Below are 15,115 nucleotides of genomic sequence, written 5' to 3' on the forward strand. Positions count from 1 at the left end.
CCCGATCAGCACATTGTAGAGCACCAGATTGTTGATGTCCGCATAGCCATGGGCGGTTCCGGGCTTGATGAAGAACACCATGCCTTCCTGCAAATGGCGGCTGTCGTTGGCCAAAAGATGGGTGCCTTTGCCTGAAACCACTACGACAAGCTCATAGAAATCGTGACTGTGCAAGGAGAAAGGGATTTCCGGATCCCTTAGCAGCACCTTGATGGGCAGGCGGTTTTCCCGGAAGAACATGGATTCAGACAGGGTGAAACTCGACATGATAAAATCGTGCTAGAAATTGACTATTCTGTCAAGGTAAATCTTGAGAAAAATGTCACACTATACCTAGGTAGTGTACTGCGCTTGAGGAGGCCTGTCATGTCAGAGTATGAAGTAGCCAAAACCGTATACGCCGAGTATGGCGTGAATACTGATGAAGTATTGGATCAACTTGCCAAGATTCCCATCTCGATTCACTGCTGGCAGGGTGACGATGTAGGGGGCTTTGAGAAGCCTGACGCCGAGCTGGGCGGCGGAGGCATTCAAGCTACCGGAAAATATCCCGGCAAGGCGAAAACCATCGAACAGCTGCGTTCCGACTTGGAGAAGGTACTCTCCCTCGTACCGGGAACCCACCGCGTGAACCTGCATGCGAGCTATGGTGAATTCGGTTCGACCTTCATCGACCGGGATCAGATTGAGGAAGCCCATTTCCAGGGCTGGGTCGAGTGGGGCAGGAAGGTGGGGGTCGCCTTCGACTTCAATGGCACCTTCTTCAGCCATCCGATGGCCGACGACGGGTACACCCTTGCCAGCAAGGATGAACGAATCCGCCGTTTCTGGATCGAACATGCAAAGCGTTGCAGAAGAATCGCCGCTTGGATCGGGGAGCAGATGGGATCTCCCTGCATTCTTGACACCTGGGTGCCCGACGGGGCGAAGAATCTTACCGTGGACAAGTTCGGGTACCGCTCGATTCTCAAGGAGAGCCTGGATGAGATTTTCCAGACCGAGTATCCGGCAGAGTATATGCGTGATGCCTTGGAGACCAAGCTTTTCGGCATCGGCAGTGAATCTTTCGTGGTTGGATCGCACGAGTTCTACATGAACTATGCCGCCCGCAACAACAAGATGCTCTGCATCGACATGGGCCACTTCCATACCGAAGAGGATATTTCGGACAAGCTCTCCTCCATCCTGCTTTTCGATGACGAGGTGCTGCTGCATGTAAGCAGGCCGATGCATTGGGACAGCGACCACGTCGTGTTGTTCAATGACAAGGTGAAAATGGTCGCCGAGGAGCTGGTTCGCAGCGGCAAGCTCGAAACATCACACATCGGCCTGGACTTTTTCGATGCTTCGATCAATCGCATCGGTGCATGGGTCACCGGCATCCGAGCAATGCGCAAGGCTCTGCTCTTCGCCCTGCTTCAGCCGATCGACCAGCTGATCGAGTATGAGGAATCGGGCAACGGCTATGCTACCATGGCCCTGCTGGAGCTGCAGAATGTACTGCCTTTCGGAGCGGTTTGGAATGAGTTCTGCACCCGTTTCAATGCACCGCTGGAGAGCAAGCTGATCGGCATCATCAGCGACTACGAAGAGAGTGTGCTGAAGGAGCGCGTATGAGCCTTGCAACATTGATCGAACATTCGCGCCGGTATGGGTCGGATGCTTCGTTTGTCCTGCTCGGAGGCGGGAACACCTCCTATAAGGAGGGCGGCATCCTGTATGTAAAGGCAAGCGGCCACGCCTTGGGAACCATCGGTGAAGAGGGCTTTGTACGCATGGACCTCGCCAAGATGGAAGGCATCTGGAGCAAGCAGTACAGTCAGGACGACGATACGCGGGAGGATGAAGTCCTCAGGGATATGATGGCCTGCCGGCTGGGAGGGGAGAGCGCACGCCCGTCGGTCGAGGCTCTGCTGCATGCCTTGCTGCCGTTTGCCTACGTGGTGCATCTGCATCCAGCCATTGTCAATGGCTTGACATGCGCACAAGAGGGCAGGCAGACGGTGGCCAGGCTTTTTCCCGACGCTCTTTGGATCGAGCTGGTGAAGCCCGGTTTCATTCTTGCCCAGACTGTACGACAGCGGATGGCCGTCCATACAAAGCAGACAGGGGCGGTGTGCTCCCTGATTTTCTTGCAGAACCATGGCATCTTTGTCGGTGGCGCAAGTCTTGAGGAGATTTCCCTGCAGTATGAGCGGGTGATGAAACGCATCGAATCGGCTCTTATAAGGAAGCCTGATTTCACTGCTCTCAAAGCCGACGAGGCCAAGGTTGAGGCAGTCAGGTCGGTTTTGCAGCGCTATACCGACGAGGAGGTTCTCTTTGCCATGAACAAGGAGTATGCGCGCTTGCTTGCTGATGAGATTTCTTTTGCCGCAGTTGCATCCTCCTTCACCCCCGACCATATCGTCTATGCAGGCTTCAAGCCGCTGTGGGTCGGAAAGGACGAAGATGTAGCGAAGGCTTTCGAGGAATTCGAGGCGCAGCACTCAGGGCGGGCGAAGATTGTCTGCGTGCAGGATCTGGGAGTTTTCTCCCTTGGGCCGAAGCCGATGCCCCTCTTTAGGGACAGCGTAGCGATCAGCGTCTATACCGAGAGCTTCGGCGGGCCGCTTTTCATGGATGAGCCGATGATCGACTTCATTCGCAACTGGGAAGTCGAGAAGTATCGTTCCAAGGTATCTGCACCATAAATGAAGCTGAGCACCTTCAATGCGCCCAGTGACAAGGCGATGCCCGTCATCACACCAATCGGGGTGGTGGTGGGCTTGGCCTTGGGCTCCCGCATTGCCGCTTACAAGGGGTGGGGGACCTTTTTCTTTGCATGCATTACGTTCATCGGTGCCCTGCAGATCAGTTTCTCCCAGGTGGCGAAGGCTCTCAGGCGTGGACGGACAATCGGCATGGTGCTTGTGTGTGCGCATGTGCTCATTCCCCTGATAGTCAAGGCTCTTGCCTCCCTGGCGTTTCCCTCTTCACCTTCCTATGTCACCGGCTTCATCCTGCTCTCCTCGATTCCTATAGCGGTCACCTCGTTCTTGTGGACGACCATCCATGCAGGCGACGGAGCCCTGGCTTTGGCGTTGATCCTGCTCGATACCCTGCTCTCACCGCTCTTGACCCCGCTTACGGTCCGCCTGTTGGCCGACTCATCGGTACAGCTGGATTTCCAAGGCATAATCATCTCTCTCTTGTACATGATAGTCATCCCTTCTCTTCTGGGCATGCTGGTCAAGCAAGCGGCTTCAGAGGCCTGCACCAATGCCCGCCCATACCTCAGTCCGGTCACGAAGGTGTGCATGATGCTGGTCATCGTCCTGCATGTTGCATCGCTGTCGGGAACACTCACCTTTTCAGCAGTCTATGTGCCTCTCATTCTGATGAACCTGGTGGTCATCGCCTTGGGTTTTGTGCTGATTTACTCACTTGGCAGGTATGTGCTGCATGAGGACCGCGCTTCTGTAGTCTCCATGACGTTCACCGGTGGGATGCGCAACATCAGTGCCGCCCTGGTTCTGGCCACCAGCTATTTCAGAGCGGAAACCGCCCTGCCGGTGGTAATCGGCATCCTGTTGCAGCAAACCTTTGTCGGCTTTCTGGGAGCCAGGCTCTTTAGCCGTGATACAGGGTGATGCTTCAATACTCCTTCGTTTGCCGACCTTGTCTTTTCGTATCACTTTCGTTTTGATTCCGTGAGAAAGCGCCGACAATCCAACCGCATGATAAAATAGTGCTAAAAAATGACTATTCAGTTATTGCGGATTTCAAAAAAGCTGTCACACTTATACATAAGGATATAGCATTATGCTATACACATTGTGCTGTTTGCCTTGGCATGCCCAGGTTCAAATAGATTCCGGCACTGTCGGAATGATTTCGTAAAAGGAGAGTTTGTATGAAGAAAGCGTTGTTGTTTGTACTCATTGCCAGCTTGGTCGTCACTGGTCTTTTCGCCCAGGGAACCAAGGAACAGGCAGTAAAGTCAGAGAAGGAAATTGTCATACTCGTAAAGAGCATGGGCAATGGTTTCTTTGACGCAGTGTTCAAGGGCAGCCAGGAAGCGGCAGCCGAAATTGGTGGGATCAAGACCACCTACATGGGTCCTCCCCAGGCAACTGCTGAAGGCCAGATTGAAATCATCGAGACCCTCATTGCACAGAGAGTCGATGGGATTGCCATCAGCGCGAACGATGCCGATGCTTTGATTCCCGTCACCAAGAAGGCCATGGCAGCCGGCATCAAGGTCATCAGCTTTGACTCCGGCATCAACGTAGGCGGACGCATCGTCGACCTGCTTCCGAGCAATGCCGAGCTCATCGGCCGTCAGCAGATTCAGCTTGCAGCCGAACTTACCGGCTACAAGGGTGATGTTGCTGTTCTTTCCGCTTCCGCCCAGGCTACCAACCAGAATCTCTGGATCAACTGGATGAAGGAAGAGATCAAGGATGCAAAGTATGCCAACATGAAGCTCGTGGAAGTTGTCTATGGTGACGACGCCCCGGACAAGAGCTATCGTGAAGCTGTCTCCTTGATGCAGAAGTACCCCAACCTGAAGGCGATCATTTGCCCGACCACTGTTGGTTTGCTTGCTACTGCACAGGCTGTCAAGGATGCCGGTAAAGCCGGTATCGTGGAAGTCACCGGTCTTGGCCTGCCTTCGGAAATGAAGGGTTACATCCTCGACGGCACCTGCCGCCAGATGGCTCTGTGGAATCCGATCGACCTCGGCTATACTTCCACCTACATTTTGAACGGCCTCATTGACGGAACCGTCAAGGGCAGCGTCGGCGAGGCCATTCCCGCCGGCCGCATGGATTCCATGAAAGTTGAGAAAGATGGAATCATCTACATGGGTTATCCGTACGTATTCAACAAGGACAACATCGAGCAGTTCGCAGCAATTTTCTAGATCATTGTATTCGGCTCCTGCCGCTTTCGGCGGGAGCCGTCTGTTTTTGCTTGTATAAGGAGGAACAATGCCAGACGCATTGTTGGAAGTTACCAACCTAACCAAGATATTTCCCGGCATCCGGGCCCTGGACAATGTCAAGCTGACACTGCGCTCGGGCGAAGTGCATGCCCTGATCGGGGAAAACGGGGCTGGAAAGTCAACCTTGGTGAAAATCCTGACTGGTGTGTACATCCCCACCCATGGGAGCATCGTGCTTGAAGGCAAGGAGATTTCCTTCAAGAATGCCATCGAGGCCCAACAGGCCGGCATTGTTGCCATCCATCAGGAAGCCTCGATGTTTCCCGAGCTCAGTGTCACTGAAAATATTTTCATGGGGCACCATCTGCGTAATCCCAAGACCAAGAAGCTTGACTGGAAGGCAATGACCGAACAGACCAAGGCACTGCTGGGACGCATGCAGCTGGATATCGACCCCGACACCTTGGTCAAGAACCTCAGCGTTGCCAAGCGGCACATGGTTGAGATCACCAAGGCGCTCTCCCTCGATGCCAAGCTGGTCATCATGGACGAGCCGACCAGCGCCCTTACCGGACGGGAGGTCGAAGACTTGTTCAGGATTGTCCGCTCCCTCAAGGAGAGCGGCAAAGCCATTTTGTTCATCTCTCATAAGTTTGATGAGATTTTTACCATCTGTGATTATTTCACCGTCTATCGTGACGGACAGTATATAGGGGAAGGGAAGGTTGCTGAGAGCACCGAGGACCAAATCATCAATATGATGATCGGCCGATCGATCGATCAGCTCTATCCCGAACATACCCCTGCCCTGGGCAAGGAGATTCTCAAGGTAGAGAAGCTGAGTCAGCTCGGTGCATTCAAGCACATCTCCTTTACGCTCCACGAGGGTGAGATCCTGGGGCTGTTTGGCTTGGTGGGTGCCGGCCGCAGCGAGGTTGTCCGTACCATATTCGGCATCGATAAGGCCAGTGAAGGCACCATGTATCTCGAAGGCAAGGCCTTTATGCCCAAGGGTGCCAAAGAAAGCATGCGCAAGGGCATCGCCTTGGTTCCCGAGGACCGTCAGAAGCAGGGTCTGGTGCTGAAAATGAGTCTGACCCACAATATCTCCCTGCCGGTGCTCAAGCTGCTGTCATTCAAAGGCATCATCACCCGCTCCAAGGAGGAGAGGGCCTATGTATTGGAACATGGGAACCAGATGGAGATCAAGTCGGCCGGCTACCATGTCGATGCAGAGACCCTCTCGGGGGGGAACCAGCAGAAGGTCGTTCTAGCCAAGTGGATCGGGACAAAACCCAAGATTCTCATTCTCGATGAACCGACGAAAGGAATCGATGTCGCCACCAAGGCCGCCGTCCATCAGTTCATCTGCGACATGGCCGCCAAAGGTGTGGCTGTCATTCTTATTTCCAGTGAACTGCCGGAAGTCATGGGAATGAGCGACCGGATTCTGGTCATGCATGAAGGCTATCAGACTGCCATGCTTGATGCTCGCAAGTGCACAGCCGAGACGGTCATGCGCTACGCCATTGCTACTGTTTCCCAGGAGGCCGCCCATGCCTGAACGTGCTCCATCATCACTGCTGAAAAAGGCGCTTGAGCGCAGGGAGTTGACCCTGATGCTCTTGCTGATGGTCCTTTTGGTTCCTATAACCATCCGCTCCCCCCAGTTCCTTTCAGGTGAGAACATCAACAGGATTCTCAACGACATGGCCATTCTCTCGATTGTTGCCATCGGTGAGTTTTTGGTCATTCTCTCAAACGGTATCGACCTTTCAGTCGGTTCCATCATCGCTTTCACCGGCATGGCCTGTGGAATGATCAACGAATCCTATGCATCGGTACCCCCTTTCGTTCTTTTGCTGGTAGGCATGGGTATCGGGCTGTTGATGGGCCTGTTCAATGGTGTATTGGTGGCGTATGGAAAAATCCCTCCCATCATCACCACCCTCGGGACGGTGAACATCTATCGCGGTCTTACCTTCGTGCTCAGCAAGGGCACCTGGGTAACCGCCCATGAGATGTCTCCTTCGTACATCGGATTTCCCCGTACGACATTCCTAGGCATCTCATACCTTCTCTGGATTGCCTTTGTTGTCATAGCAGTCTTCTATTATTTCAGCCGTTTCACCCGGACCGGACGCGAAGTATACGCCATCGGGGGCAACCCCACTGCAGCAAAGTTCGTAGGAGTGAATGAGAACCGTGTCAGAGTCGTCGTGTTTTTGATCAGTGGAACGCTCTGCGGCCTTGCCGGTGCCTTGTGGACCGCCCGGTATGCCTCGGCGGTCAACGAGATGGCCACCGGCTTTGAGATGCAGGCGGTTGCCGCCTGTGTGCTGGGGGGTGTGACCTTCTCCGGTGGAGCCGGAGGGATCATCGGCGTGGTTTTGGGGACCCTCTTCTTGGGTGTGGTTACCAATGCACTGCCGGTCGTGTATTTGTCGGTTTTCTGGCAGACCTTCGTCCAGGGCTTGATCATTTTGGTCGCCTTGGCTCTGAATACCCTGTCCGACCAACGCAAGAGTGCAAAACTGCTGGCACAGAGGAGGGGGTAGGCTATGGCTGAGAAAAAGGATTATATAGCAAAAAGCCGGCTCATCAACGAAATGTCGATCAAAAGCCGGCTCATCGAGTTCTTTACCAAGTGGGAAGTGATATTGGTAATCATTTTCACCTTGATGTTTGTATTCTTCACGAATCGGACTCCCTATTTTCTGGATTGGTTCAATCTGATGAACGCGACCTTCCAGTTCAGTGAGAAGGCAATCATGGCCCTGCCGATGATTTTCATCATCATGTGCGGCGATATAGACATTTCAATCGCCTCGATCATAGCCCTGTGCGCCTATGCAGTCGGCAACGCAGCCCAGGGTGGGGCATCCATTCCTTCGCTGCTCTTGATTTCCCTCTTGGTGGGCACTCTTGCAGGCCTGTTCAATGGTTTGATGATAACCGGTCTGAATATGCCGGCTATCGCCGTCACCCTGGCAACCCAGTCCATCTACCGGGGTATCTCGATCGGACTGCTGGGCGACCAGGCCCGCACCAGTTTCCCCGAGGGCTTCGGCGTCTTCGGCCAGGAGTTCATTCCCAATACCATCATTCCCTATGAGTTCGTACTCTATCTTGCCCTGATGCTCCTTTTTGCCTTCATCCTGCATAAAACAACGTACGGCCGAAGGCTGTATGCCATCGGCAACAGCGCCGAGGCCGCCCGGTTCAGCGGGGTGAACGTCAAACTCACCAGGATCATCAACTTTACCATCACTGGATTCTTCTGCGGCCTGACAGCCATGCTGCTTGCAAGCCGCATTCTTTCGGTCCGTTCCAACATTGCAACCGGCTGGGATTTGGAGATCATCACCCTGGTGGTTCTCGGAGGAGTTTCGATCACCGGAGGAAAGGGCACTGTTTTCGGGGTGTTCATCGGGTCTTTGCTCGTCGGCTATCTGAAATTCGGCATGGGTCTGCTCAAGTTCAGCGGAACGCTGATGACCATCGTCATTGGAAGCCTGCTGATCATCGCAGTCCTGCTTCCCAGATTGCTGGACCTGTACAAGGCAAACCGAAAGCTCAGATTGCAGGCACAACACTAGGAGGATTTCATGCGCAAAGCATTTGTCATGCAGTTGAAGAAGGGATGTGAGGCTGAATACCAGAAGCGTCACAATGAGATTTGGCCGGAGTTGAAGGCTTTGCTCAGCGAAAGCGGAGTGTATGACTACACGATTTTCCTTGAACGCGAGACGGGAAAACTCTTTGCCTTCCAGCGCGTGCAAGGCAACACAGGCTCCCAGGGCTTGGGTGCAAATCCCATTGTCCAGAAGTGGTGGGCTTATATGTCCGACTTGATGGAGACAAACCCTGACAAATCGCCGGTCTCCATACCATTGGAAGAAGTCTTTCACATGGATTGAGCATTTTCCTTTCATTTCTGCTTGATTTATTCGTCAAAGCATAATAGAATCGAAAGCGTTACGAAAGTAAATTGAAAGCAGGAGCGAACTGGATGTTAGGCCTTTCCCCCCGTGAGGAACAAATTCTCCAGCTGCTGAAAAGTGGAGAGGAGTACCCGGTCACCCGCCTCAGCCAAGAGTTGGGTGTTTCTGCCGTTACCATTCGTGGAGATCTGAGGGACCTCGACGCCAAAGGTCTGGTCGTCCGCTCCCATGGAAGGGTGGTCGCCGCCTCCTCGCCGCAGGCCGCCTTCCGCGATGGTTCGAACAACACCCAGAAAGAGTTGATTGCCAAAACTGCAGCCACCTTGGTCAAGGACAACGACTGCATCATGATCACCAATGGTTCCACCTGCTCCTTGATCCCCCGCTACCTCTTCGGCAAGCGCAATGTCAAGGTGGTTACCAATTCAACCCTCCTGTTGCCGTATGCCAGGGCGAATGCCCAATTGCTCATCACCCTTGTCGGTGGTGAATACCGAAGCCAGGCAGAAGCCCTCGTGGGTCCGGCTGCCATCAGCCAAATAGAAGATTACCATGTAACGACCACCTTTTTCGGCACCGACGGGTTCACCATGGAACACGGGCTTACCACCAGCTTGGTGGAGAATGCCCAGGTCGTGCAGCGCATGTGCGCCCAAGCCACCCGCAGGGTGCTCTGCGTCGATTCGTCGAAGGTGGGCAATCGGGGATTCGTACGGATCATGCCGGTAACAGAGATTGATACCATTGTCACAGACAGTGGATTTCCGACCGACCTCATCGCCCAGCTCGAAGAGCAGGGTGTCGAGGTTATTATCGCACAGTAGAGGAGAAGCATAGATGGCACAACAGGTTGTGATGCCCAAGCAGGGAAACTCGGTCGAGTCCTGCATCATCGTGGAATGGAAGGTGAAGCTGGGGGACAAGGTAGCCGTCGGAGATGTGCTGTGTTCAGCCGAGACCGATAAATCCACCATCGACGTTGAATCGACCGCCGAAGGTGTGGTGCTTGCCCGCTTGTTTGAGGAAGGTGCCGATGTGCCGGTCATGGTTCCCATCGCCGTTATCGGCGAAGCTGGAGAGAAGGTCGAGACGGTTGCAGCAGAAGAGCCGAAGCAACAAGAAGCGAAGGCGTCAGAGGTCTCTGCATCGGTAGTAGAGCAGGCCCCTGTTGTTGCAGCAAGCCAAGCCATAGGTGCGAGCCCTCGTGCCAGACAGTTGTCAGCCTCCTTGGGAATACCCCTCTCTGCCGTCCAGCCTACCGGCCCGAAGGGAAGGATCATCGAGCGTGATGTGCTTTCCGCCAAGGGCCAGCCCCTTTCACCGGTTGCCAGGAAGCAGGCCCTTGAGCAGGGCATCGAGGCTCCTGCAAGCGGAAGCGGCATCGGAGGAAGGGTGCTCGCAAGCGACCTGGCGGCAAAGCCTGTTGAGCCGGCTGTCACTGCTCCCGTGTCCGAAGAGGTCACTGAGATTGCGGTGAAGGGAGTTCGCAAGGTAACGGCAAGAAGAATGATGGAGTCGATGCATTCGACCTGCCAGCTCTCCTTGCATGCCTTCGCCGATGCCCGGGCGCTGAAGCGCCTCAGGGCGGGATTCAAGGCATCCAAGCCGGAACTCGGCTTGCAAGGGATCACCATCAACGACTTGGTGTTGTTTGCCGTCTCCCGCACCCTTGTGCAGTTCCCTGCCTTCAACGCCCACTTTTTGGGTGACAAGATCCTACGCTTTGCTCATGTCCATCTTGGAGTGGCCACCGATACGGCCAAGGGCCTGTTGGTGCCGGTACTGCGCAACAGCGAACTTCTGAGTCTGAAACAACTCAGTGAAGGAACCAAGGCTCTTATCGGCAAGTGTAAAGCCGGTACCGCCCAGCCTGATGAACTGACAGGTTCGACGTTCACCGTCAGCAACGTCGGCTCCTTCGGCATCGAGGCGTTCACCCCGGTCCTGAATGTGCCCGAGGTTGCCATTTTGGGAGTTGGAACCATCGTCCTCAAGCCTATCGAGGATGAGGACGGCGATGTGGCCTTCGTTGAGCACATCGGCTTGTCGCTGACCATGGACCATCAAGCTGTCGATGGCGCCGATGCGGCACGCTTCCTCAAGGCCTTGATGGACAATATCGCCTCGATCGACCTCTTGTTGGCCTTGTAGGAGCATTGTATGGATAGCTTTGATTTGATTGTAGTGGGCAGCGGCCCCGGCGGATATGTCGCAGCAGAGCGGGCAGGGGCGCTGGAGAAAAAGGTTCTCCTCATTGAGAAGGAACATTTGGGGGGAGTATGCACCAACCGCGGCTGCATTCCCACCAAGAGCCTGCTCAACAGCGCCAAGCTCTATTCCCACGCCCAGGACGGCAAGCAGTTCGGAGTGCAGGCACAGGAAGTCTCCTTCAACCTCTTGGATGCCATGGCCTGGAAGGAAGAGACGATCAAGACGCTGAGGGGCGGCATTGAATTTCTGATGAAATCGAACAAGGTCCAGACCGTATTCGGCGAAGCGCAGTTTCTCGATGCCCATCACGTACAGGTAGGCGATACCGTCTATGAGGGTTCGTACCTGATCATTGCAACCGGAAGTTCGCCCTTTGTGCCTCCCATCCCCGGCTCCACGCTGAGCCATGTATTGACCAGCGACGGGATTCTCGAGATCAAGGAGATCCCGTCTTCGCTGGTGGTGATCGGCGGCGGAGTGATCGGCATCGAATTCGCCTCCTTCTTCTCCATGATCGGGACCAAGGTCACCGTCATCGAGATGATGAGTGAAATCCTTCCGATGATGGACGGCGAGTTCGCCAAGCTGATGCGCCGCGAGCTCAAGGAAGTGGACTTCCACCTTGGCTGCAAGGTCGAGGAGATTACACCCGATTCCGTACTTTACACCGATGCAAAGGGAGAGAAGAAATCCATTGCAGCCTCCATGGTCCTGATGAGCGTGGGTCGCAGGCCCAACATCCAGGGCCTCGAGAAGCTGGGGCTGGACATCGGCAGGCAGGGCGTGGTGGTCAATGACCGGATGCAGACAAACCTCGCCACGGTCTACGCCATCGGCGATGTCAACGGCCGTTCGCTGTTGGCTCACAGCGCTTCACGCATGGCTGAGGTGGCCGTCTCCAATATCTTCGGTTCAAAGACGATGCGCATGCGCTATCAGGCAATACCGTGGGCTGTCTACGGCAACCCTGAGTCCGCCGGATGCGGCATTACCGAAGCCGAAGCTGCGAAGCTCGGCATCCCCATAAGGAGCCGGACGGTGCAGATGCGTGCCAATGGCAGATTCTTGGCCGAACACGGCAAAAAAGGTGCAGGGTTGGTGAAGGTCATCTGCCACGCACAGACCGGGGCCATCGTCGGAGTCCACCTGCTCGGACCCTACAGCAGTGAGATGATCTGGGGCGCTTCGGCACTTATTGAGGCTGAGCTGCGTGTCCAGGATGTCAAAGAGATCGTATTTCCCCATCCCAGTGTGTCCGAGTTGATCAAGGATGCTTGCTTTCAGCTCGACCATACCCTGTAGGGATGCAATGATAAGGAGTTATTATGTCCAAAACACTACCGTTTGATCCCGCAACGCTGAGGGAAAAACAAATCATCAAGACACCTTCCATTCCGGTAAACCAGTACCAGAGTGATTTCAAGAAGGAACTTAAGCTATATGGGAAGGACCGTTTGGTCCGTGCCTACTATGACATGCTCCTCATCCGCAAGTTTGAGACGATGCTCGACACCATCAAGAAGGAAGGGGTGTATCAGGGGATCAGCTATACCCACAAGGGTCCCGCCCACCTCTCTGCAGGACAGGAGAGTGCAGCGGTCGGCCAGGCTATGGTGCTGGAGCCCGAGGACCAGATTTTCGGTTCGCACCGCAGCCATGGCGAGATTCTGGCCAAGAGCATGTCCGCCATCTACAAGATGGAGGACAAGGACCTGCTTTCCATCATGGAAGGCTTCATGAACGGACAGACCTACCAGGTGATCGCCGATCACTTCCCCGGCAAGGACGTCCGCGACACCGCAGAGAACTTTGTGCTCTATGGCGCCTTGGCGGAGATCTATGCCAAGAAGACGGGCTTCAACGCAGGCTTGGGCGGCTCGATGCACACCTTCTTCAAGCCCTTCGGCAGCATGCCCAACAACGCCATCGTCGGTGGCTCCTGCACCATCGCCGTAGGTGCCGCCCTGTATAAGAAAATCAACCGCAAAAAGGGGATTGTCATCGCCAACATCGGCGACGGCTCGCTCGCCCGCGGTCCTGTCTACGAAGGCTTGGTTCTCTCCTCCATGGACCAGTACAAGACCTTGTGGGAGGAGAATCCCGGCTATCCCCCGTTCATGCTCAACTGCTTTGACAACCTCTACGCAATGGGTGGGCAGCCGATCGGGGAGACCATGGGCTACAAGGTGGCCGCACGGGTGGGGGCGGCCATCAACGAGTACTCCATGCACACCGAACGTGTCGATGGTTTCAACCCGCTGGCTGTAGCCGATGCTACGGCCCGCAAAAAGGAGCTGTTGCTCAAGGGGGAAGGTCCCGCCTTCCTGGATACGCTGACCTACCGCTACAGCGGCCACAGCCCCAGCGATGCAATGACCTACCGGACCAAGGAGGAGCTCGAGGCGTTCCGCAACCAGGACCCGATCGTGGCCTACGGCAATTACCTGATCGAAAACGGTGTAGTGCAACAAGCCGACCTTGATCGGATGGACACGCTCCTTGAAGAGAAGATGAGAATGACGCTGCAGATCACCGCCGATCCCAAGATCAGCCCGATGGTGGATGAAGCCTTTATTGAGTCGGTGATGTTCTCAAACGGCAGTGTCGAGAAGTTTGATGATGCAAAGCCGGTGCTGCTGCAGAGCCTTGAGGAGAATCCGAGGGTGCAGCAGATCGCCAAGCGAAACCGCTACGCGTATGACGAGAACGGAAAGGAGTATCCTGCCGCCCGCCAGTATCAGTATCGTGATGCGGTATTCGAAGCCATGGTCCATCGTTTCTCCATCGACCCGACCATGATCGCCTACGGCGAGGACCACCGTGACTGGGGAGGGGCGTTTGCCTGCTACCGCGGCCTTACCGAACTGCTTCCTCCGTCGAGGTTCTTCAACTCCCCGATTGCCGAGTCGGCTATTGTCGGCAGCGGAGTCGGCTATGCAATGGCCGGCGGACGGGCCGTCGTTGAGTTGATGTACTGCGACTTCCTCGGCTGTGCAGGGGATGAGGTCTTCAACCAGATGCCCAAATGGCAGGCCATGAGTGCCGGCGTGCTGAAGATGCCGTTGGTGCTGCGCGTGTCGGTTGGCAACAAGTATGGTGCCCAGCACTCCCAGGAGTGGACAAGCATGGTCGCTTCCGTTCCCGGTTTGAAGGCAATGTATCCGGCAACCCCCTATGATGTGAAGGGCATGCTCAACTACGCACTGCGCGGAACCGACCCGGTGGTATTCTTTGAGAGCCAGAAGCTCTACGGAATCGGAGAGATGTTCGTCGCCGAAGGCGTTCCCGAGGGGTACTATGAGATTCCCGAAGGGGAGCCCGCCATCAGACGCGAAGGGAAGGATGTCACCTTGGTGGCTCTTGGACCCGCCTTGTACACTGCCATTGCTGCGGCCGACAAGCTTGCTGAACTTGGTCTTTCGGCCGAGGTCATCGACCTGAGGTGGATCAACCCGCTCAAGTACGAGATGCTCATCGAATCGGTCAAGAAGACCGGTCGCTGCGTCATGGTAACCGACAGCGCCGAGCGCGGCAGTTATCTGCACACGGTTGCCAGCAACCTTTCAAGGCTCGCTTTCGACTACCTCGATGCTCCGGTAGTAGTTGCAGGTTCAAAGAACTGGATCACCCCGCCTGCCGAGATGGAAGAGTACTATTTTGCCCAGCCTTCCAGCATCCTGGATGCCATCCACGAGCAGATTCTTCCGCTTCCCGGCTATACGAGCAAGCACAACTTCACCGACGGTGAGTTCTTTAGGACGAGCCGGAAGGGAGTATAAGGAAGAACCATGGATATACAGAAGCTTGAACGCGATATCAACAATCGTGATACCGCCGTCCGCATGGCTGCCACCGAGAAGCTCGGCTCTTTGATACGGCGCGGGGCTCTTGGCCGCACGGTCACCGAAGAGGTGAACAACCACGTGCATACCACCTACTCCTTCAGCCCCTATGAGCCGGCGGCGGCCGCATATGCGGCCTGGAAGGCCGGCCTGGGAATTGTGGGGAGCATCGACCACGACAGCATCGG

At 55.2% G+C, this 15,115-nt stretch carries 13 protein-coding genes and 1 pseudogene; 13 read left to right on the forward strand and 1 reads right to left on the reverse strand.

The window, feature by feature from the left end; genetic code table 11:
* Nucleotides 1-267 (reverse strand): AraC family ligand binding domain-containing protein (locus B3F49_RS03420; protein WP_293908969.1); only part of this gene is annotated, 267 nt, incomplete at its 3' end.
* Nucleotides 268-366: 99 nt separating this feature from the next.
* On the opposite strand from B3F49_RS03420, the gene B3F49_RS03425 reads away from it, so the two are divergent.
* The 13 genes and pseudogenes from B3F49_RS03425 to B3F49_RS03485 all read left to right on the forward strand — a co-directional run.
* Nucleotides 367-1,617 (forward strand): L-rhamnose isomerase, encoded by a 1,251-nt coding sequence (locus B3F49_RS03425; RefSeq protein ID WP_293908971.1) that lies wholly within the window; start codon nt 367-369, stop codon nt 1,615-1,617.
* Nucleotides 1,614-2,693: a class II aldolase/adducin family protein gene (locus B3F49_RS03430; protein ID WP_293908973.1), complete on the forward strand. Its 1,080-nt coding sequence runs from the start codon at nt 1,614-1,616 to the stop codon at nt 2,691-2,693. Before B3F49_RS03425 ends, B3F49_RS03430 begins: the two co-directional genes overlap by 4 nt.
* The gene (locus B3F49_RS03435) at nt 2,694-3,632 is read left to right on the forward strand and encodes a bile acid:sodium symporter family protein (protein WP_293908975.1); all 939 of its coding nucleotides are present in this window, start codon (nt 2,694-2,696) and stop codon (nt 3,630-3,632) included.
* Nucleotides 3,633-3,895: 263 nt separating this feature from the next.
* The gene (gene rhaS, locus B3F49_RS03440) at nt 3,896-4,909 is read left to right on the forward strand and encodes a rhamnose ABC transporter substrate-binding protein (RefSeq protein WP_293891767.1); all 1,014 of its coding nucleotides are present in this window, start codon (nt 3,896-3,898) and stop codon (nt 4,907-4,909) included.
* 67 nt (nt 4,910-4,976) lie between these two features.
* Nucleotides 4,977-6,494 carry a sugar ABC transporter ATP-binding protein gene (locus tag B3F49_RS03445; RefSeq protein ID WP_293908977.1) on the forward strand — a complete coding sequence of 506 codons (1,518 nt, stop codon included), beginning with the start codon at nt 4,977-4,979 and terminating at the stop codon, nt 6,492-6,494.
* Nucleotides 6,487-7,488 (forward strand): ABC transporter permease, encoded by a 1,002-nt coding sequence (locus B3F49_RS03450; protein WP_293908979.1) that lies wholly within the window; start codon nt 6,487-6,489, stop codon nt 7,486-7,488. Before B3F49_RS03445 ends, B3F49_RS03450 begins: the two co-directional genes overlap by 8 nt.
* Before the next feature lie 3 nt (nt 7,489-7,491).
* Nucleotides 7,492-8,529 carry an ABC transporter permease gene (locus tag B3F49_RS03455; RefSeq protein ID WP_293891776.1) on the forward strand — a complete coding sequence of 346 codons (1,038 nt, stop codon included), beginning with the start codon at nt 7,492-7,494 and terminating at the stop codon, nt 8,527-8,529.
* Between the two features lie 9 nt (nt 8,530-8,538).
* Nucleotides 8,539-8,850, forward strand: a complete 312-nt coding sequence (rhaM, locus tag B3F49_RS03460) for an L-rhamnose mutarotase (protein ID WP_293908981.1) — start codon at nt 8,539-8,541, stop codon at nt 8,848-8,850.
* 92 nt (nt 8,851-8,942) lie between these two features.
* Entirely contained in the window at nt 8,943-9,698 is a 756-nt protein-coding gene (locus B3F49_RS03465) for a DeoR/GlpR family DNA-binding transcription regulator (RefSeq protein WP_293908983.1), read from the forward strand.
* Between the two features lie 13 nt (nt 9,699-9,711).
* A complete protein-coding gene (locus B3F49_RS03470) occupies nt 9,712-11,025 on the forward strand; it encodes a dihydrolipoamide acetyltransferase family protein (protein WP_293908985.1) in 1,314 nt (437 codons plus the stop codon).
* A 9-nt stretch (nt 11,026-11,034) separates the two neighbouring features.
* Nucleotides 11,035-12,387, forward strand: coding sequence for a dihydrolipoyl dehydrogenase (lpdA, locus tag B3F49_RS03475; RefSeq protein WP_293908987.1), 1,353 nt, complete (start codon nt 11,035-11,037; stop codon nt 12,385-12,387).
* A 23-nt stretch (nt 12,388-12,410) separates the two neighbouring features.
* On the forward strand, nt 12,411-14,864 hold the full coding sequence (locus B3F49_RS03480; protein WP_293908989.1) for an alpha-ketoacid dehydrogenase subunit alpha/beta: 2,454 nt from the start codon (nt 12,411-12,413) through the stop codon (nt 14,862-14,864).
* A gap of 9 nt (nt 14,865-14,873) precedes the next feature.
* Nucleotides 14,874-15,115, forward strand: a pseudogene (locus B3F49_RS03485) (PHP domain-containing protein); the annotation flags it as partial.

It is taken from the genome of Sphaerochaeta sp. UBA5836, assembly GCF_002432845.1.
GTDB lineage: Bacteria > Spirochaetota > Spirochaetia > Sphaerochaetales > Sphaerochaetaceae > Sphaerochaeta.